Raw genomic sequence first — 23,888 nt, forward strand, 5'->3', positions numbered from 1 at the left:
GGCGCCAAATGACGCGATGCACGAGTACCGATGAATCTGCGCCAAACTCGGGATGAAGAACTGTCGATCTCGCGAACAGCACGGAACCGACGTGTTACGCGATGGGGAGGGGACCGCTCCCACCTGGATACATCGCCACCTCGGTCGCCTTGACGGCGAACCAGACGTCGACGCCGGGCACCAGGTCGAGTGCGGCGACCGCGACGGCCGTGACATCGGCGATCAGCCCCGCTGTGCCGTCATGATGGTCGTCGGCGCGGACGCGGACCACATTCCCGCGACTTTCGATCTCGGCGATTCGAACACGGAAGTTGTTTCGCGGACTTCCCTCCGGAGGCTCCCTGTGCACCGCGACTGCGGTCGGGGCGAACACCGCGACAGCGTGTTCACCGTCACCGAAGCCGTCCTCGGTGATGCCGCACACCCTGCCGGCGACGGTGTCGAGGCTGCCCTGACGCACCGTGCCCGACAGCAGGTTGATGCCCGCGATCCGTGCCGCGAAACCACTGCGCGGACGGGCCAGGACCCGCGCCACCGGCCCCTGTTCGACCACTCGCCCGCACTCGATCACGGCTACCCGGTCGGCCAGCGAAAGCGCATCGAGCACATCGTGAGTCACCAGGATCGCGGTCCGGTTCCCGGCGCGCAGGACGCGGCGTAGCAGGGCACGCACCGCCGGAGCGGCGCCGACGTCGAGCGCCGACATCGGCTCGTCGAGCAACAGCAGCTCGGGCTCGGCGGCCAGTGCGCGCGCCACCGCGACCCGCTGCGCCTGTCCGCCGGACAGCTGCCGCGGGCGCCGGCCGGCGAGGTCTGCCGCGTCCACCTCGCCGAGCCACCGGGCTGCCACGGCGTGTGCGGCGTAACGGCTCGTACCCGCGCTGCGCGGTGCGAACGCGACGTTCTCGCGGACAGTCAGGTGCGGGAACAGCAGTGCCTCCTGCGCGAGGAGCGCCACGGATCTCCGATGCGGCTGTACTACAACACCTTCCACGGTATCGGTCAGCACACGTCCGCCCAGTTCGACCCGGCCCTCATCGGGGTGCAGCAGCCCCGCAACAACGTCGAGCAACGTGGACTTGCCGGCCCCGTTGGGGCCGAGAACGGCCAGTACCTCACCCGGCGCCACCACGAGGTCGACGTCGAGCCCACGAGCGGCGACCCGTGCCCGGACGGTCAGTCCGCTCACAGCGCACCTACCGCGCGCCGGGTACGAACCCCCAGAACGATTGCGACGGCCACCAGCACCAGCAGCAGCGATAGCGCGATCGCGGCCTCCGGGTCGGTCTCGCGTAGCAGGTAGATCTCCAACGGCAGTGTCCGAGTGACGCCCTGCAGACTGCCGGCGAACGTGAGCGTCGCCCCGAACTCACCGAGTGCACGTGCAAAGGCGAGCACCGCACCGGAGATCAGACCCGGCAGGACCAGCGGCAGCGTCACCCGGCGCAGCACGGTGGTGGGCGGGGCGCCGAGCGTCGCCGCGACCGACTCGTATCGCCGCCCCGCGGTACGCAGCGCGCCCTCCAGGCTGATCACCAGGAAGGGCAGCGCGACGAAGGTCTGCGCCAGTACCACCGCAGTGGTCGAGAATGCGATCTGGATGCCCAGCACCTCGAGGTGCTGTCCGATGAGCCCACGCCGGCCGAACGTGTAGAGCAGCGCGAGACCCCCGACCACCGGCGGCAGCACCAGTGGGAGCAGCACCAACGCGCGCAGCGCCGCGAGGCCCGGGAAGGAACAGCGAGCCGACACCATCGCCATCGGAACGCCCAGCAGCACGCACAGCACCGTACTGATCGACGCCGTCTTCACGCTGAGAAACAGAGCGGCCAAGGATGATTCGGACGTCACCAGGTTCAAGAAGTTGGGCCAGTCCACTCCTGCCAGCATCGCGATCAGCGGCAGCACCACCAGCAGGCTCCCCGCGGCCGCAGGTATGTAGATCCACGCCGGCAGGCCCGCGGGGACGCTACGTACCTGCGGCCGCCCGATCACGGTGTGCCGAATCCGGCTTCGGCCAGGACCGCCCGTCCCTCCGGGCCGGTGACGAGCGCCGCGAACTGCGCCGCCGATCCCGGATCGCCGGAGTCCTTCAGCACGGCGAGGGGGTAGGTGTTGACCGCACGAGCGGACTCCGGGAAGTCGACTGAGGCAACCTTGCCGACCGCACCGGCGGCATCGGTGACGTAGACCAGACCGGCATCTGCCTGGCCGGTGACGACCTTGCCGAGCACGTCGGTGACCGAGGATTCCTCGCTGACCGGGGACAAGCGCACCCCGGTCGCGTCCTCGATCTTGCGGGTCGCGGTGCCGCACGGGACCTGCGGCGCACAGACGACGACCTCGACGTCCGGCCGGGCCAGATCGGCGAAGGATCGAATGCTCGCCGGATTGTCCGGCGGCACAACGATGGTCAGCAGATTGGTCGCGAAGTTCACCGGATCCGACGACGTCAGTCCCGCCCGGACCGCCTTGGTCATGTTCGCGGTGTCCGCGGACGCGAACACGTCACCGTGCGCGCCCTGGTCGAGCTGGGCTACCAGATCGGACGAGCCCGCGAAGTTGAACAGCACCCGGGTACCCGGGTGCTGTTCCTCGAAGCGGCGGCCCAGTTCGGTGAACGTGGACCGCAGCGACGCGGCGGCGAACACCGTGATCGAGTCGGCGTCCGGACCCGCCCCAGCCTGTGTCGACCCGCTGCAGCCGGCGAGCACCGTCGTGATGGCCGCCGCGGCCGCAGCGATCACGATCCGCGCGCGTCTCACGACACCACTCCCGGCGTCTCGACGATGACGGTCGTCGCCTTCACCACAGCCACCGCGACGCTTCCGGGCTCGAGCTTCAGCTCGGCCGCCGACTCCGCGCTCATCAGCGAGACGACGGCGAACGGTCCACACTGCATCTCGACCTGGGCCATCACGCCGTCGGCGACAACCCGGGTAACCAGGCCGACAAATCGGTTCCGGGCCGAGCTGCCCACCCCGAGCGGGTTCTCGGGCGTCGGCGCCGCGTTGGCCCGCGCGTACTCGGCGAGCTGCTTACCGTCGACCACCATGCGGCCTGCGCCGTCCCGGTGCGCGGAAAGTGTGCCGACGTCCACCCAGCGGCGAACGGTGTCGTCACTGACGCCGAGCAACTGGGCGGCGTCACGTATCCGGATGTCTGGCATTCCGGGATTCTAAGTCCGCAGAAGCGGAACATTCAATCGATTCTACCCGCGCATGCGTCGCGCCCGGTTGTGGCCGGGAGTAGCCGGGAGTAGCCGGGAGTAGCCGGGAACGGCTGGCAGACGCGACTCGACCGGGTGACCACCCCGTCGAGTCTGGGACGTCACCCGGTCGGGCGTATCAGCAGTCAGTGGCGGATGCCCGGGGGGCAGGACTCACCGGCCCGTGGAACCCGAGAGGGATCCGAACGAACCGGAACCCCACCCGACACTCCCCGGACCGTCCTCGGGAGCGACCTCGACCGTCACGATCTGGGTTGCCCGGCCGACGCCGTTGTCCGCAGCGACCGTGAACGTGGTCCGGCCGGCCTCGCGCGGCGTGCCGGACAGGATGCCGGTCTTGTCGTCCAGATCGAGGCCCTCGGGCACCGATCCGGCAGCGATCGAGAACGTTGCCGCGGGAAACGCCGACGCGGTGAAGGTGTGCGTGTATGCCGCGCCGACCTGCCCGCCGGGCGCTGTCGCCGAGGTGATCACGGGTTCCCGGTGAAGTTCACTCTCACTGTTCACCAGCGCGAACGGCGCCGAGGCGTCACCGGTCCACCGGTAGAGAGTGATGTCTGCGGTCTGCATCCCGCCGGCGGAACGGTTACGCGCGAGGTAGAAGAGCCCGTCGCCGAGTGACTCCATGCCGACGTCCGCCTTCTGGATCCAACCGCGGATACCGGTTGCCTCGTGTGTCCGGCCGTCCGGTGCGAGCGCGATCAGCATCCCCTGGTCACCCCCGGTACCGACGAGTTCACCGCGGACGGGCGCCGTGGCCGCGTCCACCGCGAACAGGGTGTAGTTCGGGAATCCGGGCTTGGCGCCCGCATATACGCCCATGAACCAGCGCCCGAGGAGATCGTCGTACGCAAGGTTCTGGACCCCGTACGTGGTGTTTCCGGTGCGGACGAAGTACTTACCCGCGACACCCTCCGGGCCGCTTCGGTGCGGGTCCGCCTCGACGAGCGGCTTCGCATACGCGTCCCAGTTGCTGGTGTCGTACTGGAGAAGCACCTGATGATCATTGTCGGTCCGGTCGAGGTTCGAGTAGATGCCGTAGGCCACGGTCAGGAACTGCGGGCCGCCGGTGGAGCCGAACTGCGGTCCGAAGCTCACCCCATCGATGCCACTGCTGCCGTACCGGTGATCCGGCGTCTTCCCGGTGTTGCCGTCGAAGACACCATTGCCGTCCATGTCGGCGGTGTAGTCGGCCACCACCTCGTCGAGGTGGACGGTCCTGACGATGCCGGAGTTCTGCGCCTCCATGCCGACGCGGTCGACGGCGTCCACGTCGATCACGGCGATGTAGAACGCCTTCTGATCCTTGTACTCCAACGACCCGTATACGCGGCCGTCCGACTCATTGAAGTCCAGATCACCGAGGTGACCGGTGAAGCCCCCGACGGTACCGATGACATTGCCCGCGAGATCGGTCTTCACCAGCAGCGTCGTGAACGAGTAGTAGATGCGGCCCTTCTCCCGGTCCACCGCTATGCCCTGTACATGGCCGGCGTCCCAGGACCCCCCGTTGAGATTCTTTGCGAAGCCCTTGATCGTGGACTCGCCCGGCGAGGTCTCCTCGGGAGCGAGCTGCGTGACCTTGATGTCGTCGAAGGCGACGGTCGCATTGTTGACGACGAGGCCGAGGGTCCCGTCGGCACGGAACATGTCGTTCGTCGTCAGGTACTCGGTTCCGTCGATGGACAGGACCGCGTGGCCGCCGCGCACCTCGAGTGACAGCGCGTGCGTCTCGCCCGTGCCCAGCGAGACGCCGGCGGGGCCGGTGACGGGTGACGAGTACGCCGCACCCGGTGCCTCGCTCACGGCGTATTCGAGACCGTTGCTCGCCTTGGTGTTGCTGCGCACCACGAAGACCGAGCCGTAGTCCTCGGCGCCGTGGTAGTCGGCGGCCAGGTTGAGCCAGCGCGAGTCGTTCGCGACCTGCAGGAAGTTGGCGGTTGCTTCCAACCGATAGTTCTCGTAACTGCTACCGAAGGAGACCCGCGCACGCTCGCCACCCACCGAGGTGCCGACCAGGCGCCCGTCCTCGACTTTCCAGGCACCGCGATGACTGGTCCATCCGCCGGGGAGAGTCCCCGCGGAGAAGTCCTCGGCGAGCACCACCTTGTCGGTGGGGTCACCATCGGCCGCCGCGGCCGGTGGGGCGTCGAGGGCGAGTGCACCGGCAAAGACGATCGACGCCGTCAGCACCGCGGCTCCTCTCGGACTCGGAAAGCGGTCGCCGATTCTTTGTCTGCACGGGATCTCCGGTCGTCGATCCGTGGGGTTCTCGAACAAGGTTCGCTCCTCCATGAGGCTGGCCTCCCGGCCTGCCCGGCCGGGTACGGGTGATCTCCCGCCCGCCACAGGCTGCCCCGGCCATCTGAATGCGAACCGACCCGAAGACGACATCCGGTCGAAAAGCGACAGAACCCCCATGGAGCGCAACGCCTTCGCGTCGCGCCCAGCGAGCGTCAGCTCGTCGGCTGCGGGTTTTCCGGTTGCTCCGCCCACCACTTCAGCAGCTCCGCCTCGGCCTCGTCCCGCTCGAGCGGACCGCGATCCAGGCGCAGTTCCTTGAGGAACTTCCATGCCTTGCCCACCTGCGGGCCGGCCGGAATCCCGAGAAGTTCCATGATCGCGTTGCCGTCGAGGTCCGGCCGCACCCGGGCCAGATCCTCCTGCTCGGCGATCCGTGCGATCCGCTGTTCGAGATCGTCGTACGTGCCCTGCAGCGCCGCGGCCCGCCGCTTGTTCCGAGTGGTGCAGTCGGCGCGCACCAGCTTGTGCAACCGCGGCAGCAGATCGCCGGCATCGGTGACGTACCGACGCACCGCCGAATCCGTCCACTGCCCCTTGCCGTAGCCGTGGAAACGCAGGTGCAGGAATACCAGCTGGCCCACCTCGTCGACCATCTGTTTGGAGTACTTCAGCGCCCGCATCCGCTTCCGGACCAGCTTGGCGCCCACGACCTCGTGGTGGTGAAAGCTGACGCCGCCGCCGGGCTCGTTGCGCTTGGTGTCCGGCTTGCCGATGTCGTGGAGCAACGCCGCCCAGCGCAACACCAGGTCCGGGTCGCCGTCCTCGAGGTCGATCGCTTGTTTGAGCACCGTCAGCGAATGCCAGTACACATCCTTGTGCTGGTGATGCTCGTCGATCTCGAGCTTCATCGCCGGTAGTTCCGGCAGGATGCGCTCGGCCAGCCCGGCCTCGCACATGACGTTGATGCCGTCGATCGGATACTCGCCGAGGATCAACTTGTCGAGTTCGGTGTGCACCCGCTCCACGGTGATCCGGTCGATCTGCCCGGCCATGTCGACGATCGCCTGATGCACCCGCGGCGCGAGGGTGAACCCGAGTTGGGAGACGAAGCGGCAAGCGCGCAGCATCCGCAGCGGATCGTCATTGAAGGAGATCTCCGGCGCGGCCGGGGTGTCGAGGACGCCGCCGAGCAGCGCGTCCATGCCGCCGAGGGGGTCGACGAATTCGAGGGTGCCATCGCCCGCAACCCGCACCGCCATCGCGTTGACGGTGAAGTCACGGCGCACCAGATCCTCGTCGAGGGTGGTGCCGTACTGCACCTCCGGGTTCCGGGTGACGCCGTCGTAGGTGTCGGTGCGGTAGGTGGTGATCTCGATCTGCTCCGCACCCTTGGCGGCGCTGATCGTCCCGAACGCGATTCCGGTGTCCCACTGATTGTCGGCCCAGCCGCGCAGCAGCGCCTGCACCTGCTCCGGGTGGGCATCGGTGGTGAAGTCGAGATCGGTGCCGAGGCGGCCGAGCACCGCGTCGCGGACACTTCCGCCCACCAGGTACAGCTCATGGCCCGCGTCCGCGAACCGGCGCCCGAGCGGGGTCAAGACGTCCGACAGGCTGCTCAGCGTCTCATGCGCACCGCGCATCAGTCGGGCGCGCCGGTCAGCATCGGGGATGGGGGCATTCACGTCAGCAAACCTTACCGAGGTCGACAAATAGCCGAGTGCGCATGCAGCAAGCCCGCACGCGCGCTGGCGTGGGAGTCCGGGCCCGCACGGTGCGTCAACTACGATCAATGAGGTGTCAGCCGCCGAACGTGCCAACCGCAACCGCCGCTCCTCGCGGCGGCGGGGCCGAGGCGGCGATTCCGGCACTCCTCACATGCGCACCGTCCGCGAAACCTCCGCCGGAGGCCTGGTCGTCAACGGTCTGGGAGGCCCGCAGGACAAGCTGTGCGCGGCACTGATCGGGCGCACCGACCGCCGGGGCCGGCTGCTGTGGTCGCTACCGAAAGGTCATATCGAGCAGGGCGAGACCGCGGAACAGACCGCGACGCGTGAGGTCGCCGAAGAGACCGGCATTCAGGGGTCCGTCGTCGCATCGCTCGGCAGCATCGACTACTGGTTCGTCACCGAGGGCCGACGCGTCCACAAAACCGTCCACCACTATCTGATGCGTTCGCTGGGCGGCGAGCTGTCGGACGCCGACATCGAGGTCACCGAGGTGGCCTGGGTTCCGTTGTCCGAACTGGACTCCCGCCTCGCCTATGCCGACGAACGCAAGCTCGCGGAGATCGCCGGGCAACTCATCGCCGAGATGGAACCCTCGCGCGCCAGGGGGACCGACGCGGAATGACATTGGCATCGCGTCCGGCCTGGCGTCGATACGGTGCCGCGGTCCTGACGACGCTGACGCTCGTCCTGATGTCGGCAGGCACCGTGGCGGCGCCGGCATCCGCCCAGACGACAACGGCCGAGTCGGCCACCAGCCAGGAGCGGACACCGTCCTCGACGAGATCGTCGCTGACGAAATCCCGCACCCAACCCGAGTTCCTCGAACTGCGGATCGACGCCGTCACCCCCGCTACCGTCACCACCAGCAGCGAGCCGACGGTCACCGTGTCCGGCACAGTCGCGAACGTCGGCGACCGGCCGGTGACCGATATCGGTGTCCGGCTACAGCGCGCCGCGCCCGTCGACTCGAGCGACGAGTTGCGTACCTCGCTGGACCTCGACCAGGGCGCATTCGACGTCGTCGGGCCGTTCGTGCAAGTGGCACCCGCGCTCGACGAGGGTGAGCAGAGCCAGTTCACGCTGTCACTGCCGCTGCGATCGCTCACCGGGCCGGCCCTCGGCATCGACGCTCCCGGCGTGTATCCGCTCCTGGTCAACGTCAACGGCACCCCCGAGTACGGGGGACAGGCACGCCTCGACGACGCCCGGTTCCTGCTCCCGGTGCTCGGCCTCCCACGCATGCCCGACACCACCGACACCGAACTGCAGGGCTCCGACACCGCCGGATCACCCACCGCACCCGTTCCCCCTGACACCACCGATCCACTCGCAGTCACGATGCTGTGGCCGCTGGCCGACGCACCGCGGCTCGCGGCCGGCGTTCCCGGCTCGATGACCGAGAAGGTCCGGCTGGTCGACGACGAGCTCGCCGGTTCCCTCGCCAAAGGGGGGCGGCTGGACCAACTACTCGGCGCCGCCGAATTCGCAACCGGTCCGGATGTGGACCGCGATCGCCGGCTCGCCGACAGCATGTGTCTGGCCGTAGACCCGGACCTGCTGATCACGGTCAGCAATATGACGCGGGGCTATCTCGTCGTCGACGATTCCGCACGTCCCGAGGGCCCGGCACACGAAGGCGGTGGGAGGGACGCCGCCGCCGCGTGGCTCGACCGCCTCGAAACGCTCGCCCGCGGCATGTGCGTCACAGCAGTCCCGTTCGCGCAGGCCGACATCGCCGCACTGAGCCGAGTCGCCGATCCCATCCTCACCACGACCGCGCTGAAGGCGCCGGCCGACATTGTCGACTCGATCCTCGGAGTCACCTCACTGCGAGGTTTGACCTGGCCAGATGCCGGCGTCCTCGACAACTCCGCAGCCCAGATGCTGCACCAGCTCGGGCCTACCACCACATTGCTCGCGGCGAACGCCGTCGACTCCACTGCACCACCGGGCAACGCGGTCACTATCGCCGGAGCGGGCGCTGACACCGTGAATGCTGCCCTGTTCGACGTCTCCACCGCCGCCGCACTGGCCGCAGTGGGGGCGAACCCGCAGACGCCGTCGTATGTGCCCGAGCGCGCTCGCTACAACCTGGACCGGGACTCGCGCACCGCCCGACTCCAGGACGCCCTGGGCGCGGTGACCTGGTCGTCTCTGCAGAAGTCCGGTAAGCCGTCCGGTGCCGCCGACCGAACGACCGACCGTTCGATGCTGATCGTGCCGCCACAGCAGTGGTCAGTCGACGGTGACGAGGCCGGAACGGTGCTTTCCACCGTCTCGACGCTGCTGAGATCCGGTCTCGCGACGCCGCGCCCCCTCGCTAAGGTCGCCGAGCAACGGCCCTCCTCCCCGGAGATCGCATCGCTCGCATACCCCCAACGAGCGATCCTCGACGGCACCCCGGAATCGATCGAATGGGCGGTTGCGGCGCAGGCGCCCCGAATCTTCAACCTGATGCAGGCGCTGGTCGAGGATCCCCAGGTGCCATTGACGCCTACCCGGTTCTTGGCGCCGCTGCGGGAGGACCTGGTTCGGGCGATGAGTCTGTCCGGCCGACGCGATCAGGACGTCGCGGCGACGACCGAAGCCGACGACGCCGCCCACACTCGCGTCGACGCCGTCACCACCACGATCGACGGCATGTACGCGTCGGTTACGGTGCTCGCGCCTGGCGGGGTGTACACACTCGCGTCGGAGCAGAGCCCGCTACTGCTTGTGGCGCGCAACGACCTGCCGGTGGCGATCACCGTGCAACTGCGGGTGGATGCGCCGGACGAGATGCACATCACCGACATCGGCCCGCAGCAGCTGCCGCCGAGGGGCAGTCGGTCGCTGCAGGTCCCGGCCGAGGTGGCCGACTCGCGCACCATGGTCGTCAGTTTCTCCCTGGCCACCGAAAACGGCCAGACCCTGGGCGAACAGACCTCTGTCACGGTGCGGTCGAACGCGTACGGTCAGGCATTGGCGATAATTACCGCGAGTGCTGGTGCACTCCTGCTGTTCCTCGCCGGGCGACGTCTCTGGCACCGGTTCCGGGGCCAGCCGGATCGAGCCGACGAAGGGTATGAACGTCCATGACCGAGAACTCTCCCGGCGAGGGCGATCGGTCGTCTGCACGTCCCGCCCCGTGGGAGCGCGGCCCCCAGGGTCCCCCGCCGATGCGACCCGGCGCGCAGCGCCCCATGCCACCCGGCGCGCAGCGCCCCATGCCACCCGGCGGCCCCCGCCCCATGCCACCCGGTGGCCCCCGCCCCATGCCACCCGGCGCGCAGCGACCGGTCCCGCAACGAGGTGTGCCGCGCCAATTCCCGCCCGGCGCGCCCCGGCCCATGCCACCCCGAACGGTCCCGGCCCGCCCGGCACCGTCCGTACCCGCACCGGTGCCGGCGGCCACGAACCCGGAACCGCCACGGAAGAACCCCGGACTGCTCGCATCCACCGGCTCGATCGCGTTCGCGACGCTGATCAGCCGCATGACCGGCTTTCTCAAGCAGCTGCTGCTGCTGACTGCGCTGGGCCCGGCCGTGGCCAGTGCCTTCACCGTCGCAAGCCAGATCCCGAACATGATCTCCGAGCTGGTGCTCGGCGCGGTACTCACCGCAATCGTGGTCCCGGTACTGGTCCGGGCGGAGAAAGAGGACTCCGACCAGGGTGCGGCGTTCGTCCGAAGACTCTTCACCGCGGCTATCGCGCTACTGGGTACCGCCGCGCTACTCGCGACGGCGGCAGCACCGATCCTCACGACATATGTCTTCCTGCCCGAAGACGGCCAGGTCAACACAGCGCTCACCACGGCGCTGTGCTTCCTGCTGCTGCCGGCGATTCTGTTCTACGGAACGTCGGCGCTGCTCACCGCGATCCTCAACACCCGGCAGGAGTTCAAACCCGGCGCTTGGGCGCCGGTCCTGAACAATTTGGTGGTGCTCGCGATCCTCGCGGGGTACTGGCTGCTACCGGGTGAGATCTCGCTCGACCCGGTCCGGATCACCGATCCGCACCTGCTGCTCCTGGGCCTCGGCGTCACCGCCGGCGTCATCGTCCAGGCCACCAGTCTGCTCCCCGCGATTCGCCGCCAGGGCATCTCACTGCGTCCCTTGTGGGGCATCGACGATCGTCTCAAGATGTTCGGCGGGATGGCGGTCGCGATCGTCCTCTACGTGTTGATCAGCCAGGCCGGCATGGTGTTCGCGACGCGCGTCTCGGCTCACGCGGACGAGGCCGGGCCGGCGATCTACACCAACGCCTGGCTGCTGCTACAGCTGCCGTACGGCGTCCTGGGCGTCACCGTGCTGACGGCGATCATGCCGCGCCTCAGCCGCAACGCGGCCGACGACAACACGCCCGCCGTGGTCGACGACCTGTCGGTCGCGACCCGCCTGACCATGATCGCGCTCATTCCGGTCATCACGTTCCTCACGTTCGCCGGACCGCAGATCGGGCATGCACTGTACGGCTACGGCAACTTCGGGGCCGGTAACGCCGAACGCCTCGGCGAGGCCGTCAGCTGGTCGGCGTTCACGCTCATCCCGTACTCGCTGGTACTGATCCACCTGCGCGTGTTCTACGCGCGAGAACAGGCCTGGACGCCGACCTGGATCATCCTCGGCATCACCGGTGTGAAGATCGCGCTGTCCGCCCTCACCCCGCTGGTTGCGTCCAACAATCAGCAGGTGGTGATCCTGCTCGGCGCAGCGAACGGACTCGCCTTCGTCGCCGGTGCATTCATCGGCGGATACCTGCTGCACCGCAGTCTCGGCAATCTGCAGATGGCCAACGTCGGCAAGACGATATGGATGGTGGTGCTCGCGTCGGCGGCCGGTGCGGTCGCGATGTTCGCAGCCGACAAACTACTGGGGCTCGAGCGGTTGTCCGAGTCGTTCGACGGCCCCGGGGCGATGATCAGGGTCGCGATCACAGGCGCACTGATGCTGATCGTCACCTTCATTCTGATGTGGCTGGCAAAGGTGCCGGAGGTCGTCGCCATCACCGTCGCGGTCCGACGGCGGATTCCGGGGCTCCGCGGGGGTGGCGCGGCAGCAGGGGAGACACCCGCGACGGTCGCCATCACCTCGCCGTACGAGGCTGATACCGAATTGATTCCGGTAATCCGGGACCTCCCACGGTCGCTCGATAGACCGGATGGTCTCCCGTACCCTGGACGCAGCGAGGCATACGTCGGTGGCGACTTCATTCCCGACGAGTTCATTGAAGGAGCAAGTGTGAGCGACGACGACGGTGCCGACAAGGGAACTGGCACGTCTACTGACGTCGAGGGCGGGAGCACCAAGGTGGTCGACACGGCCGCATCGGAAAGCACACCGTCCAACTCGGCTTCCTCCGAAAACCGTTCTACAACAGACACTTCCGAGAATCCTGACACTTCCCAGCCGCGACGCCGCGACCTGGACATGGACACCGGTGTCTTCCCGATCGGGTCACCGCAGCTTCCGCCGCTTCGCGTAGCCGGCGCGGGCCCGCAGCCCCGTCGGCCGCTACGCGGGCCGCAGCTGATGCCCGGCGCATCCGTGGCCGGTGGCCGATACCGGCTACTCGCACCGCACGGCTCTGCCCGCGGCCTCGAGTTCTGGCAGGCACTCGACACCAAGCTCGACCGCGAGGTCGCGCTCACCTTCGTCGATGCCGAGCAGCAGGCCGACGGACCCGCAGCCTCCGGCCCGGACGGTCCGCAGGCCATCCTGTCCCGCACGCTGCGACTCGGTCGCATCAATACAGCTGGACTCGCGCGCGTGCTCGACGTGGTGCGGGGCAGCTCCGGCGGCATCGTCGTCGCCGAGTGGACGCCGGGCCGCTCGTTGCGCGAAATGGCGGACACCGAACCGTCCCCGATCGGTGCGGCCCGGGCTGTCCGGGCGCTGGCTGCAGCAGCCGAGGCGGCGCACCGCGGCGGCAGTGCGCTCTCGATCGACCACCCGGACCGCATCCGGATCAGCACTGCAGGCGACGCCGTGCTGGCGTTCCCCGCAACCCTGTCGGACGCCGATCCGGCGTCCGACGTCCGTGGACTCGGCGCGATGCTCTACGCGCTGATCACTGCCCGGTGGCCGCTCGGCGAGCCGGGATCCGGTCCGGCCGGAGCCACACCCATCGAGCTGGGCGGCATGCGGCCCGCCGAGGTCGACGCGGCCGGCCGGCCCGTCGAACCCCGTGTGATCCGTCCCGAGGTGCCTTTCGAAATCTCGGCCGTCGCGGTCCGCGCACTCGGCGGCGACAGCGGTATCCGGGCGGCTGCCACGGTCCAGCACATCCTCGATCAAGCGTCGGTAGTCGACCAGAAGACCGACCTCATGCCGGCGCTGCGCCTCGGCCAGCGCGTCCCCGGCAGCGACAGCCACGCACTGGCTGATCCGGAAGCCGTGGCCGCCGAAAAGCTCAAGTCCAACCGCACGCTCATCGCGCTCGTCACGCTCGGCGCCGTCACCGTGTTGGTGCTGGCGTTGATCGGCTGGTGGCTCGCGAACCTGTTGGCCGGCGGTAACTCCGACGAGCCACTCACCAACCAGAATCTCGGGCTTACGACAAGCGCGGAGGCCCCGGCCTCGTCGGCCGCTCCCTCACCGATGGCGCCGCCCGTGGCCAGGCCGATTCAGCCGACCGGTGTCACAGTCTTCTCACCGCAGGGGACCCCGGACGCGGCCGCGACCGCCGGGCTCGCGATCGACGGCGACCCGGCAACGGTATGGAGCACGGACGCTTACTTCCAGCCGTTCCCGGCGCTGAAGAACGGGGTCGGCCTGATGTTGACCCTGCCGGAGGCCGAAAATCTGTCGAAGGTGCAGATCACCTCACCCAGCCCCGGAACAAGGGTCGAGATCCGCACCGCACCGTCGCCGAACACCACGCTCGACCAGACACAGGTGATCGGCCGCCAAGAGCTGAAAAGCGGCGTGACGGACATCCCTCTGACCTCGGAGGGTGCCACCAAGAACGTCCTCGTGTGGATCACCGGACTCAGCTCGGCAGACGGACAGAATCAGACCTCGATCGCCGAGGTGTCGTTCACCGGCGCTCCCTGAGCGCTCCTCCCGCAGTGCCCAGGTCTGCACTGCGGGCAATTGATCGGTTAACATCCGCCCGTGCGAATCTTCAGGGGGGTCGCCAAGGCTGGAATGTCCGATGCCGAATTGCTGGCAGCACACGCGTCAGGTGACGAAGGGGCCTTCGCGGAGCTGTTGAGCAGGCATTACGACCACCTTTGGCATGTTGCGAGAAGAACGAGCTACACCGTCGACGATGCCGCGGATGCGCTGCAGGAGGCTTTGCTCTCCGCGCACCGCACGGCGGGATCGTTCCGGGCGGATGCCGCCGTGCGGAGCTGGCTACACACGATCGTGGTGAACGCATGCCTGGACCGGATCCGGCGCAACCGTGTGCGGCCCACGGTGTCGCTGTCCGCGGACGAGACCGAGGACCCACGTGAGGACCGCGACCACATTGCCGAGCGGGAGCTGTCACTGCTCGTCGACGGTGCACTGATGCGGCTGTCGGCGGAACAGCGGGCCGCAATCGTCGCCGTCGACCTCGAGGGTTACTCGGTGGCCGAGGCGGCCGCCCGGCTCGGGGTGCCCGAGGGCACCGTGAAGAGCCGCTGTGCCCGAGCACGGGTGAAGCTTGCATCCCATTTGGAATACTTGCGGGATGTAGGGAACCGAACGTGATCTCGCGGCGTCTGAACCAATTGAAGGCACAATCGTGCCCCGGAATGTGCGGGTAGAAGGTGGGATGACGGTCTACGACGGCGAAGAACTGCTCGGCCCCCCGTTCTCGGCGGAACTCCTTGCCGATCTGCATGCGGGTGTCCTGTCCGAGTCCGTCAGCAGCCGCCTCTGGCCGCTCGTCCGCCAGGATCCGGCCGCGGTCGAGGTTCTGGCGGCACTCGACGCAGTTTCCTGCCGACTCGGCGAACTCGGCCGTGATCTCAGCGTCGAGTCCCCGATCCCATCCGAAGTCGCCGCACGGATCGATGCGGCGCTGGGTCTGCAGCATCCCGCACCCGCTACGGCGACCCCCCTCGCAGACGCATTCGGCAGGCGTCGCGCCCTCACCTGGATCAGCGTCGCCGCTGCATCCATGGCCGCGGCTGTCGGGGTTGTCTTCGCACTCACCACACTCGACGGGGCCGACCCGAAGTCACCAGCCATCGCGGCACCATCGACCACCGTGCCCACGCCGTCCCTTGCCAACCTCAGCGCTGATCTCGACGACGATCAGGTACTGGCGCTGATCGGCGACAAGGCCGCCGCGGAGAACGAGGACCTCGGCGAGTTGGAGAAGGCCGATGTCCGCACTGCGTGCCTGCAGGCCAACGGCATCGAGCGAACCCGTCCGGTGCTGGGCTCGCGGCAGGTCCGCTTCCAGGGCGAAGGAGCCGTGCTCATCCTCGTCGCTGGCCCCCGGCCCCCGGCATTGACCGCGGTGGTCGTCGGCCTCGGATGCTCCGCCGCCGAGCCGCAGTTGTTCGCGCGCACCGAGATCGACTGAGCCGGCTCAGTCGTCCGCACTCGTACCAGCCGAGACCGGCATGAGCAGCTCCCGAACCCGCGCCCGCAATTCGGGCGTATCGTCCTCACGCGCAATCAAGCTCGAGAACAGGGCGGCGCCGGCCGCGAGCACCAGGACGGCCTTGGCGTCGAGCAGATCCCGCTCCCGCTCCTGCTCCGTCGCCGCCTCACTGCCGTGAGCGACGAACAACGCGGTGGCCGGCCCGCTGAACCCCCGCCACAGCGCGTTGCGCAGGTCTTCGTGGTCGCGGATAGCCGCGAGGAGCCCGGGCGCCGCCTCTCGGACATCTGGCCGGGAGAACAGCTCAGCGCTACCGGCGACGACCCAGTCGATCCAACCCGCGCGATCGGTGCCCTCGAACGGCTCTAGATCCGGGGTGGCGCCGAGGAGGGCGTCGAGCACCAGATGCGCCTTCGACGTCCACCGACGCGACATGGCGGCCCGGCTCACCCCCGCTCGTGTCGCGATTGCGCGCAGGCTCAGCTGTTCCCAGCCCACCTCGAGGAGCAAATCACGGGTCGCTGCCAGGACCTCGGCGTCGATCCGGGGATCCCGGGGCCGCCCGGAAGCCGGCGTGTTGTCGATCGTTTGTGCGCTCATCGTCCTGGAATTGTCGGACACGACGGCCAGTCGCGCCACAAGGCACCTCTTACGAGTCCAGTGGTACCGTAAATTTCACGACCCGGGAGGGAACCTATGAAGATCGCGGTGACGGGCGGGACCGGGTACATCGGCGCGCACACGACGCAGGCACTGCTCGCCGAGGGCCACGAGGTCCGGCTGCTCGTGCATCCGAGCGAGTCGGCACCAGCGATCCTGCCATTGTTCGGCGACGCAGCCGCGCGTGTCGAGGTACTGCAGGGCGATATTCGAGACGTCACCGTGATCGCCACACTGCTCGACGGCTGCGACGCAGTCCTGCACGCGGCCGCGGTGGTGGGCACCGACGATCGCCACGAGAGGCTGATGTGGGAGGTCAACACCGCGGCCACCACCACGCTGCTCACCCGGGCGGCCGCGCTCGGTCTCGATCCGATCGTGCACGTGGCCAGCTACAGCGCATTGTTCCCGTCACCGGATCCGGCGATCGGACCGGACAGCCCCACCGCACCGGGCCGCAGCGCATACGGGCGCACAAAGGCGGCGGCCGACCTGATCGCACGGGCGCTACAGGACGCGGGCGCACCCGTGGTCATCACGTACCCGGCCAGCGTCGTGGGACCGGGGCTCGGCGGGATCCGCGGGGTGACTGCCGCGGGCTGGACCCCCATGGTTCGCGCCGGCGTCGCCCCGAGACTGCGCGGCGGGATGCAGATGATCGACGTTCGGGACGTCGCCGATGTGCACGCCGCCGCGATGCGCCCGGGCCGAGGACCGCGGCGCTACATGTGCGGCGGCGAACTGATCGCGTTCAACGAGTTGATCGACATCCTCGAGTACGCATCCAGACGACGTATCCGCCGTATACCGCTGGCCCCGAGCGTGTTCCGCGGCGTGGGCCGCGCAGCGGACGTCGTCGGAAAGATCCTTCCACTGAGCGCCGGGATGAGCTATGAAGCGGCCTGGCTACTGACGGCAGCCGTCCCCACGGACGACTCGCGGACGCTGTCCGAACTAGGTCTGACGTGGCGGCCTGTGCGTGATGCCCTGACTGCCTCGGTCCGGCACGACAACACGATGGTGTTGGACTAGAAGACCAGGTGTGAGCTCCAGCGGCCCGCCTGATCGAGTCCGACGGCAACATCGATGCGCTGCATCTCACCGGGGTAGCTAGTTCTTGGTCCGGGGAAGGCCACCGAGTTTTACCGACACTGCGTTGGTATATTTTGCCGACATGCCGTCGGGAAAATTCGGGCGGCCGGATTCGACAAGGAGATTGTGATGTTCCTCGCCCTGCGAGAACTGCGGTTCGCGCGATCCAGATTCGGTCTGATGGGAGGCGTGATCGCGCTCATCTCGGTACTGATGGTTTTGCTGTCGGGCCTGTCCTCCGGACTGGTCGAGGATGGCGTCTCCGGTCTGAAGGCGACCCCGGTTGCCGGATTTGCCTTCAACGAAGGCACCAAGACCGACTCGGCCTTCTCCCGCAGTGTCGTCACCGACGAGCAAGTCGAGGCCTGGCGTGAACAGCCCGGCGTCGCAGCGGCCGAGCCGTTCGGCAACATGCTGGTCAACGCGCACAACGACAAGGGCCTGCCGATCGACCTTGCACTGTTCGGGGTGCCGGCCGACTCTTTCCTGGCGCCCGATGCCGCCGTCGGTTCCGGACTGAACGCACCCGACGGCATCGTGATCAGTAAGAGCGCACTCGACACCGGCGTCGCGCTCGGCGACATCGTCACCATCGACCGTCTGGGCACCGAACTGAAGGTCGTCGGCGTCACAGGCGGTAAGCAGACATTCGGCCACGTCGATGTCGCGTACGTGCCTATCGACACCTGGCGTGAACTGCACGCGGGTGTCCGTCCAGGCGAAGAGATGCCTGCGCAGTCATTGACCGAGGCCACCGCTGTGGCGCTGCACGCCCAGCCCGGAACCACCATCGACTATGCCGCGGGCGACGCAGCGGCTGGCACTTCGACTGTGTCCCTGGAGGATTCGTTTGCATCGTCGCCAGGATTCAGCGCCGAGACGATGACCCTCGATCTGATCAAGGTGTTCCTGTACGCAATCTCCGCGCTCGTCGTCGGCGCCTTCTTCACGGTGTGGACGATCCAGCGCAAGCACGAGATCGCGGTCATGCGTGCGATGGGTGCGTCCACCGGCTACCTACTACGCGACGGTCTGGCGCAGGCGTTCATCCTGCTTCTCGGCTCGGTAGCCGTCGGCGCCGCCGTCGGCTACGGCTTCGGTTCGCTGATCGGCGGGGGAGTTCCGTTCCTGCTCGAACCCGGCGCCGTGGCTGTGGCCGCAATTCTGCTGACAGTTCTCGGACTGATCGGCGCCGCAGTCGCCATCGTCCGCATCGCCTCGGTCGATCCGTTGAACGCGCTGGGAGGACAACGATGAGCACACAAGGAAATCGGGAGAATTCCACCGTGACCACCACCGGCACCGCCGTCGACACTGCTGCCCTCGAGATCGTCGACGCCAATCTGCGCCTCGGGGACGGCGAGCAGACCGTGACCGCACTCGACGCGGTGAGCCTGATGGTCCGCCCCGGCGAGATGGTTGCCGTCGTCGGCCCGTCGGGCTCGGGCAAGTCGAGCCTGCTCGCTGTCGCAGGTGCGCTCACCGCCCCCGATTCGGGCAGTGTCCGGGTCGGTGGACACGACCTGCTCACGATGAAGCGTGCCGAGGCCGCGAGGTTCCGGCTCCGACACATCGGGTTCGTGTTCCAGAGTGGCAACCTGATCCCGTCACTGACGGCGGCCGATCAGCTGCGTCTGGTGTCGCACCTCGGGAGCACCAAGGGCAGAACGTTCCGCGATCCGCTGCAGCTGCTCGAACAGGTGGGTCTGGGTCACCGGGCCGACCGTCGCCCCGATCAGTTGTCGGGCGGCGAGCGGCAGCGGGTCGGCATCGCTCGCGCGCTGATGGCATCGCCGTCACTGCTGCTGGTCGACGAGCCCACCGCGGCACTCGACCGGGCCCGTAGCCATGAGATCGTCAAGTTGCTAGCACAGGAGACGCGGGAATCGAGCGTCGGAACCGTCATGGTGACCCACGACTACGATGTGCTCGACTATTGCGACCGCGTGGTCGAGATGACGGACGGACGGCTCGCGCCCCGGTAATCCGGAACTCACAGCGAGCGAGGAGGGCATGTGCCGCGGATCAATGCACCCACCGTCGGTGAGCATCGAGCCGCGCAACAACGTGCCCTCCTCGACGCCGCACGGGCCGTGCTCTCCGAGGATGCGACAGAGGTCCCTCAGTTCGGCGAAGTCGCCGCGCGGGCCGGGCTCGCACGGTCGAGCATGTACCAATACTTCAAGTCCCGGCAGCACCTACTCGAGGCCTTGATCGAAGACTCCTTCCCGCGGTGGTCGGCCCGGGTATCCGAGGCGATGTCCGACGCCGACACCCCGGGATGCCGCGTACTGGCCTACATCGACGCGAACCTCGTATTGGTGGCGGAGGGCGAGCACGCGATCGCGACGGCTCTGGCTCAGCTTGCACCGGGGCCCGAACTCGATGCGAAAAGCCGCGCGATGCACGACGATCTGATCACCCCGCTGGTCGAGGCACTCACGGCACTCGGAGTCGAGGACGTCCCGGCCACGGCCGATCTGATCAACGCCGTCCTGCATGCGGCCACCCGCCAGATCGAACGCGGCGAGGACGTCGAGAACGTCCGGCGCACCACGGCCGCGCTGATCCGCCCGTACGTCAAACAGTTGGGTGAATGTTCCACGTGAAACACCGCGCGACCGCTGGAACACCGCGTCACGGCGACACGTGGCACCGGGACGATGGGAACAACACCCACTAATCTGTTGTTGACCTAGCCGACTCCACAGACTGTGCCACCCGGCGCGGGTTTCGGGAGATCAGGTACGTAAATGCCCGCAGCACAGGCAACAGGAAGGCCCGCATGACTACTCCGACCACAGTCCGTGACCTCATCATCGTCGGCTCCGGACCGGCCGGATACACGGCCGGCGTGTACGCGGCCCGCGCCGAGCTCGAGCCCGTGTTGTTCGAGGGCACGCAGTTCGGCGGCGCCCTGATGACGACCACCGAGGTGGAGAACTTCCCCGGCTTCCGCGAGGGCATCATGGGCCCGGACCTGATGGACGAGATGCGTGAGCAGGCCAAGCGGTTCGGTACCGACATCCGCACCGAGGACGTAGAGGAACTCGAACTCGACGGGCCGATCAAGAAGGTTGTCGCAAACGGCGAGACCTACTACGCCCGCGCCGTCATCCTTGCAATGGGCGCCGCTGCGCGTTACCTCGGTATCCCCGGCGAGGAGCGCCTCCTCGGCCGCGGCGTGAGCGCGTGCGCCACCTGCGACGGCTTCTTCTTCCGCGACCAGGACATCGTCGTGGTCGGTGGCGGCGACTCGGCGATGGAGGAGGCCACGTTCCTCACCAAGTTCGCCCGCAGCGTCACCCTCGTGCACCGCCGCGAGGAGTTCCGTGCGTCCCGGATCATGCTCGAGCGGGCCAAGGCGAACGAGAAGATCCGTTTCCTCACCAACGCCGAGCCTGTCGAGGTCCTCGGCGACAACAGCGTCACCGGTCTGGTGGTGCGCGACACCGTCACCGGTGAGCAGTCCACGCTCGACGTCACCGGCATGTTCGTCGCGATCGGTCACGATCCGCGCAGCGAGCTCGTCAAGGGCCAGGTGGACCTCGACGACGCCGGATATGTGAGCGTGCAGTCGCCGACCACCGCAACCTCGATCGAGGGCGTCTTCGCGGCCGGTGACCTGGTGGACCACACCTACCGCCAGGCGATCACTGCAGCCGGCACCGGATGCTCCGCGGCGATCGACGCCGAGCGCTGGCTGGCCGATCAGGGCGACATCAGCGAGAACACCCTCGCCGCCGCCGGCGAGCCCGTCAGCGTCAAGTCCTGACACCCGAGTTTTCGAGCTCCATCCGTTCCATTCTCAGATCCCGCATTCCCACATCCCAGGAGGATCCCGTGGCGAACACCATCACCATCAACGACGAGTCGTTCAAACAGCAGGTTCTCGAATCCGAGAAGCCCGTGCTCGTCGACTTCTGGGCCACCTGGTGCGGGCCGTGCAAGATGGTCGCCCCGGTGCTCGAGGAGATCGCCGGTGAGCATGGCGACAAGCTGACTGTCGCCAAGCTCGATATCGACCAGAATCCGGGTGCCGCACGCGATTTCCAGGTGATGTCCATTCCCACGATGATCCTGTTTCAGGGCGGCAAGCCGGTGAAGACGATCGTCGGCGCAAAGGGCAAGGCCGCCCTGCTCAAGGACCTCGCCGGCGTTCTCTGATTCGTCCGTTAGGTCGGCCCAGTAGGCCACAGCGTGACCTGATTGCCACTACAGCCTTAGTCACACTGTGGCCTACTGGATTGCCTATATGGCACGGCCGTCTGAGAGAATCGATCGACGTCAGCAACGAAAGGCCCTCCAGCATGCAGCTACTCCGTCACGGCGATCACGGCCCCGCCGTCGCCGAGATTCGGGGTACTTTGACCGGCCTGGGATTCCTGCACAACGGCATCGCTGAGAGGCACCGTGAGGCCGTCAACGGTTCGCACTGGGTGTCACCCGACGCGATGTTCGATCATCACCTGGACTCCGCGGTCCGTGCTTTCCAGCAGCAGCGTGGGCTCCTCGTCGACGGTATCGTCGGCGCGGCGACCTACCGGTCGCTGAAGGAGGCCTCATACCGGCTCGGCGCGCGCACCCTCATCTACCAGCTGTCGGCGCCGCTGTACGGCGACGATGTCGCCGCCCTGCAGACCCGGCTACAGGATCTGGGGTTCTATATCGGCCGCGTCGACGGCTACTTCGGGCCACAGACACACGAGGCGCTCAGCTCGTTCCAGCGCGAAATCGGCATCGCCGCCGACGGCATCTGTGGGCCGGCAACCCTACGGTCGCTCGAGCTGCTCGGCACCCGAGTGTCCGGGGGCTCTCCTCACGCAATCAGCGAGGAGGAGCTGGTCCGCCGGTCCGGACCGCAGCTGAGCGGTAAGCGAATCGTGATCGATCCGGGTCTCGGCGGCGATGCCACCGGCATGATTGTGCAGACCCCGAACGGTCCGATGAGCGAGGCCGAGATCCTGTGGGATCTCTCGAGCCGCCTCGAAGGCCGGATGGCTGCCACCGGGATGGAGACCTTCCTGTCCCGATCGCAGGGGACCAACCCCACGGAAGCCTCGCGGGCCGAGACCGCAAACGGTTTCGACGCCGATCTGATGATCTCGCTGCGCTGTGACAGCAACCCCAGTCCCGCGGCCGGCGGGGTGGCCAGCTTCCACTTCGGGAACTCGCACGGCTCGACGTCCATGATCGGACAGATTCTCACCGGATTCATCCAGCGTGAAATAGTGGCGCGAACTCCGTTGCGGGACTGTCGAAATCACGGTCGCACGTGGGATCTGTTGCGTATCACCAACATGCCGACCGTTCAGGTCGACATCGGTTATCTCACAAACGATTCCGACGTTTCGGTGCTGACGAACCCGCGGAGCCGCGACACGATCGCCGAGGCGATCCTGATCGCCGTCAAGCGCCTGTACCTGCTGGGCCAGGACGATGCTCCGACCGGAACGTTCACGTTCGCGGAACTACTGGCCGAGGAACTGGCCCGCTGAGTTCCTGAGGACATTCATCAGGAACAGGCGCAAACGGGGCACGGCCACAGAGGCCCCTAATGGGCTCCTACAGCCGTTTTCTCCCCGATGTCGACTAGCGATAGCGCGGCGGTCTCCAGGAGCCGCTCCAGCGCCGCTTCGACGTCCGCCTTCCACAGGTGGTCGCGGTCGAGCTCGAGGCGCAACCGCGGGAACCGGTGATGCGGCGCAACCACCTCGAATCCGACGTCCGACAGAAAGTCGGCACTGATCATGCACTCCTGCGGTGAGCACTCGCGCGCCGCGGTGGCGGACGGAACTCCGGTAGGGGAGGAGGTCTCGTCTCGGATCCCGAACGCTTCGAGGGCGCGAACGCCACGTCGCACCAGGTCACCGACAGCGGCCTGGATCAGAGTGGCCCCCAGCTCGCTGCCTTCGGCGACGGGTTCGAGGCGCATGGTGGTCAAGAGAATCGCGTCCGCACTGACCGGGGACGTGGGAAACAGATCCGATCGCGGGACCATATTCGGCGGCGCATACAGTGCGCTACCGGCCGGCTTGTCATCAACGAGAGCGACCTGACCGCACGAACCCCATTCGAGCATGACCATCGACAGCCATGCTTCCTTCTCGAACTCCGGATCGCAGAATCTACGCGAACTACGGACGGCTACCGGGTCCATCTCCCAGAAGACGCAGCGACGCGCGTGTGAGGACAGCTTGTCCAGACCGTCCAGTGTGAGTGACGTGACGCTAGTCGACACTGTGTAAGCCAGCCTCCCTAACCGCTGTCCTGATAGTTCTGCCCCTCACCGTGGCGGAACTATCACCTACAGAGTAGGGGATAGTTCCGCTTACGGCTCGGCGTCGAGAGTGCGCTTCCCAATAATCTTGTGATACAGCTACTTTCGCGAGAATCGGGCGGCCCACCCCATGAGT

Annotated in this window: 20 protein-coding genes; 12 read left to right on the forward strand and 8 right to left on the reverse strand. The window is 67.5% G+C overall.

The genetic code is table 11. The features are described 5' to 3' along the window. Nucleotides 1–94: 94 nt before the first annotated feature. The 6 genes from ERC79_RS11405 to ERC79_RS11430 form a co-directional block, all read right to left on the reverse strand. On the reverse strand, nucleotides 95–1,189 hold the full coding sequence (locus ERC79_RS11405) for an ATP-binding cassette domain-containing protein (RefSeq protein WP_131578242.1): 1,095 nt from the start codon (nucleotides 1,187–1,189) through the stop codon (nucleotides 95–97). Continuing rightward, nucleotides 1,186–1,995 (reverse strand): ABC transporter permease, encoded by an 810-nt coding sequence (locus ERC79_RS11410; RefSeq protein WP_131578244.1) that lies wholly within the window; start codon nucleotides 1,993–1,995, stop codon nucleotides 1,186–1,188. The genes ERC79_RS11405 and ERC79_RS11410 overlap by 4 nt, the downstream gene beginning before the upstream one ends. After that, nucleotides 1,992–2,765 (reverse strand): molybdate ABC transporter substrate-binding protein, encoded by a 774-nt coding sequence (modA, locus tag ERC79_RS11415; protein WP_242676529.1) that lies wholly within the window; start codon nucleotides 2,763–2,765, stop codon nucleotides 1,992–1,994. The genes ERC79_RS11410 and modA overlap by 4 nt, the downstream gene beginning before the upstream one ends. Continuing rightward, on the reverse strand, nucleotides 2,762–3,169 hold the full coding sequence (locus ERC79_RS11420) for a helix-turn-helix transcriptional regulator (RefSeq protein WP_131578245.1): 408 nt from the start codon (nucleotides 3,167–3,169) through the stop codon (nucleotides 2,762–2,764). Before ERC79_RS11420 ends, modA begins: the two co-directional genes overlap by 4 nt. A gap of 213 nt (nucleotides 3,170–3,382) precedes the next feature. Further along, nucleotides 3,383–5,422: a putative Ig domain-containing protein gene (locus ERC79_RS11425; protein ID WP_131578246.1), complete on the reverse strand. Its 2,040-nt coding sequence runs from the start codon at nucleotides 5,420–5,422 to the stop codon at nucleotides 3,383–3,385. Between the two features lie 263 nt (nucleotides 5,423–5,685). Continuing rightward, on the reverse strand, nucleotides 5,686–7,155 hold the full coding sequence (locus tag ERC79_RS11430) for a CCA tRNA nucleotidyltransferase (protein ID WP_131578248.1): 1,470 nt from the start codon (nucleotides 7,153–7,155) through the stop codon (nucleotides 5,686–5,688). A gap of 112 nt (nucleotides 7,156–7,267) precedes the next feature. On the opposite strand from ERC79_RS11430, the gene ERC79_RS11435 reads away from it, so the two are divergent. The 5 genes from ERC79_RS11435 to ERC79_RS11460 all read left to right on the forward strand — a co-directional run bounded on the left by ERC79_RS11435 (nucleotide 7,268) and on the right by ERC79_RS11460 (nucleotide 15,699). Next, on the forward strand, nucleotides 7,268–7,822 hold the full coding sequence (locus ERC79_RS11435) for an NUDIX hydrolase (protein WP_131578249.1): 555 nt from the start codon (nucleotides 7,268–7,270) through the stop codon (nucleotides 7,820–7,822). Continuing rightward, entirely contained in the window at nucleotides 7,819–10,278 is a 2,460-nt protein-coding gene (locus ERC79_RS11440; protein WP_131578251.1) for a DUF6049 family protein, read from the forward strand. The genes ERC79_RS11435 and ERC79_RS11440 overlap by 4 nt, the downstream gene beginning before the upstream one ends. Before the next feature lie 251 nt (nucleotides 10,279–10,529). Next, complete coding sequence (locus ERC79_RS11450) at nucleotides 10,530–14,234, forward strand: murein biosynthesis integral membrane protein MurJ (RefSeq protein WP_131578254.1); 3,705 nt, start codon at nucleotides 10,530–10,532, stop codon at nucleotides 14,232–14,234. A gap of 60 nt (nucleotides 14,235–14,294) precedes the next feature. Next, entirely contained in the window at nucleotides 14,295–14,876 is a 582-nt protein-coding gene (gene sigM, locus ERC79_RS11455; RefSeq protein ID WP_131578255.1) for an RNA polymerase sigma factor SigM, read from the forward strand. A gap of 64 nt (nucleotides 14,877–14,940) precedes the next feature. After that, nucleotides 14,941–15,699: a hypothetical protein gene (locus ERC79_RS11460; RefSeq protein WP_131578257.1), complete on the forward strand. Its 759-nt coding sequence runs from the start codon at nucleotides 14,941–14,943 to the stop codon at nucleotides 15,697–15,699. 6 nt (nucleotides 15,700–15,705) lie between these two features. Here ERC79_RS11460 and ERC79_RS11465 read toward each other — a convergent pair whose 3' ends face one another. Then, nucleotides 15,706–16,320, reverse strand: coding sequence for a TetR/AcrR family transcriptional regulator (locus tag ERC79_RS11465; protein ID WP_131578259.1), 615 nt, complete (start codon nucleotides 16,318–16,320; stop codon nucleotides 15,706–15,708). Nucleotides 16,321–16,416: 96 nt separating this feature from the next. Between ERC79_RS11465 and ERC79_RS11470 the strand changes: the two genes are divergently transcribed. From ERC79_RS11470 to ERC79_RS11500, 7 genes are all read left to right on the forward strand, one after another. Further along, the gene (locus ERC79_RS11470) at nucleotides 16,417–17,412 is read left to right on the forward strand and encodes an NAD-dependent epimerase/dehydratase family protein (RefSeq protein WP_131578261.1); all 996 of its coding nucleotides are present in this window, start codon (nucleotides 16,417–16,419) and stop codon (nucleotides 17,410–17,412) included. A 189-nt stretch (nucleotides 17,413–17,601) separates the two neighbouring features. After that, the gene (locus ERC79_RS11475; protein ID WP_131578263.1) at nucleotides 17,602–18,729 is read left to right on the forward strand and encodes an ABC transporter permease; all 1,128 of its coding nucleotides are present in this window, start codon (nucleotides 17,602–17,604) and stop codon (nucleotides 18,727–18,729) included. Next, complete coding sequence (locus ERC79_RS11480; protein ID WP_131578265.1) at nucleotides 18,726–19,457, forward strand: ABC transporter ATP-binding protein; 732 nt, start codon at nucleotides 18,726–18,728, stop codon at nucleotides 19,455–19,457. The genes ERC79_RS11475 and ERC79_RS11480 overlap by 4 nt, the downstream gene beginning before the upstream one ends. 30 nt (nucleotides 19,458–19,487) lie before the next feature. Then, a complete protein-coding gene (locus tag ERC79_RS11485; protein WP_131578267.1) occupies nucleotides 19,488–20,081 on the forward strand; it encodes a TetR/AcrR family transcriptional regulator in 594 nt (197 codons plus the stop codon). A 176-nt stretch (nucleotides 20,082–20,257) separates the two neighbouring features. Then, nucleotides 20,258–21,247, forward strand: a complete 990-nt coding sequence (gene trxB, locus ERC79_RS11490) for a thioredoxin-disulfide reductase (protein WP_131578269.1) — start codon at nucleotides 20,258–20,260, stop codon at nucleotides 21,245–21,247. Between the two features lie 68 nt (nucleotides 21,248–21,315). Then, nucleotides 21,316–21,639, forward strand: coding sequence for a thioredoxin (gene trxA, locus ERC79_RS11495; protein WP_131578271.1), 324 nt, complete (start codon nucleotides 21,316–21,318; stop codon nucleotides 21,637–21,639). A 143-nt stretch (nucleotides 21,640–21,782) separates the two neighbouring features. Continuing rightward, nucleotides 21,783–22,970: an N-acetylmuramoyl-L-alanine amidase gene (locus ERC79_RS11500; RefSeq protein WP_131578273.1), complete on the forward strand. Its 1,188-nt coding sequence runs from the start codon at nucleotides 21,783–21,785 to the stop codon at nucleotides 22,968–22,970. Nucleotides 22,971–23,026: 56 nt separating this feature from the next. On the opposite strand, the gene ERC79_RS11505 is transcribed toward ERC79_RS11500, so the two are convergent. After that, nucleotides 23,027–23,713, reverse strand: coding sequence for a GNAT family N-acetyltransferase (locus ERC79_RS11505; RefSeq protein ID WP_131578275.1), 687 nt, complete (start codon nucleotides 23,711–23,713; stop codon nucleotides 23,027–23,029). Nucleotides 23,714–23,888: the final 175 nt, after the last annotated feature.

This window comes from Rhodococcus sp. ABRD24 (genome assembly GCF_004328705.1).
In the GTDB taxonomy this organism is placed as follows: domain Bacteria; phylum Actinomycetota; class Actinomycetes; order Mycobacteriales; family Mycobacteriaceae; genus Prescottella.

Excerpts from the sequence above, each read along its gene's own strand:
- ERC79_RS11500 (WP_131578273.1), top strand. The coding sequence starts at position 21,783 with ATGCAGCTACTCCGTCACGGCGATCACGGCCCCGCCGTCGCCGAGATT.
- ERC79_RS11420 (WP_131578245.1), bottom strand. The coding sequence starts at position 3,169 with ATGCCAGACATCCGGATACGTGACGCCGCCCAGTTGCTCGGCGTCAGT.
- ERC79_RS11460 (WP_131578257.1), top strand. The coding sequence starts at position 14,941 with ATGACGGTCTACGACGGCGAAGAACTGCTCGGCCCCCCGTTCTCGGCG.
- ERC79_RS11480 (WP_131578265.1), top strand. The coding sequence starts at position 18,726 with ATGAGCACACAAGGAAATCGGGAGAATTCCACCGTGACCACCACCGGC.
- ERC79_RS11470 (WP_131578261.1), top strand. The coding sequence starts at position 16,417 with ATGAAGATCGCGGTGACGGGCGGGACCGGGTACATCGGCGCGCACACG.
- ERC79_RS11475 (WP_131578263.1), top strand. The coding sequence starts at position 17,602 with ATGTTCCTCGCCCTGCGAGAACTGCGGTTCGCGCGATCCAGATTCGGT.
- ERC79_RS11450 (WP_131578254.1), top strand. The coding sequence starts at position 10,530 with ATGCCACCCCGAACGGTCCCGGCCCGCCCGGCACCGTCCGTACCCGCA.
- ERC79_RS11465 (WP_131578259.1), bottom strand. The coding sequence starts at position 16,320 with ATGAGCGCACAAACGATCGACAACACGCCGGCTTCCGGGCGGCCCCGG.
- trxB (WP_131578269.1), top strand. The coding sequence starts at position 20,258 with ATGACTACTCCGACCACAGTCCGTGACCTCATCATCGTCGGCTCCGGA.
- ERC79_RS11440 (WP_131578251.1), top strand. The coding sequence starts at position 7,819 with ATGACATTGGCATCGCGTCCGGCCTGGCGTCGATACGGTGCCGCGGTC.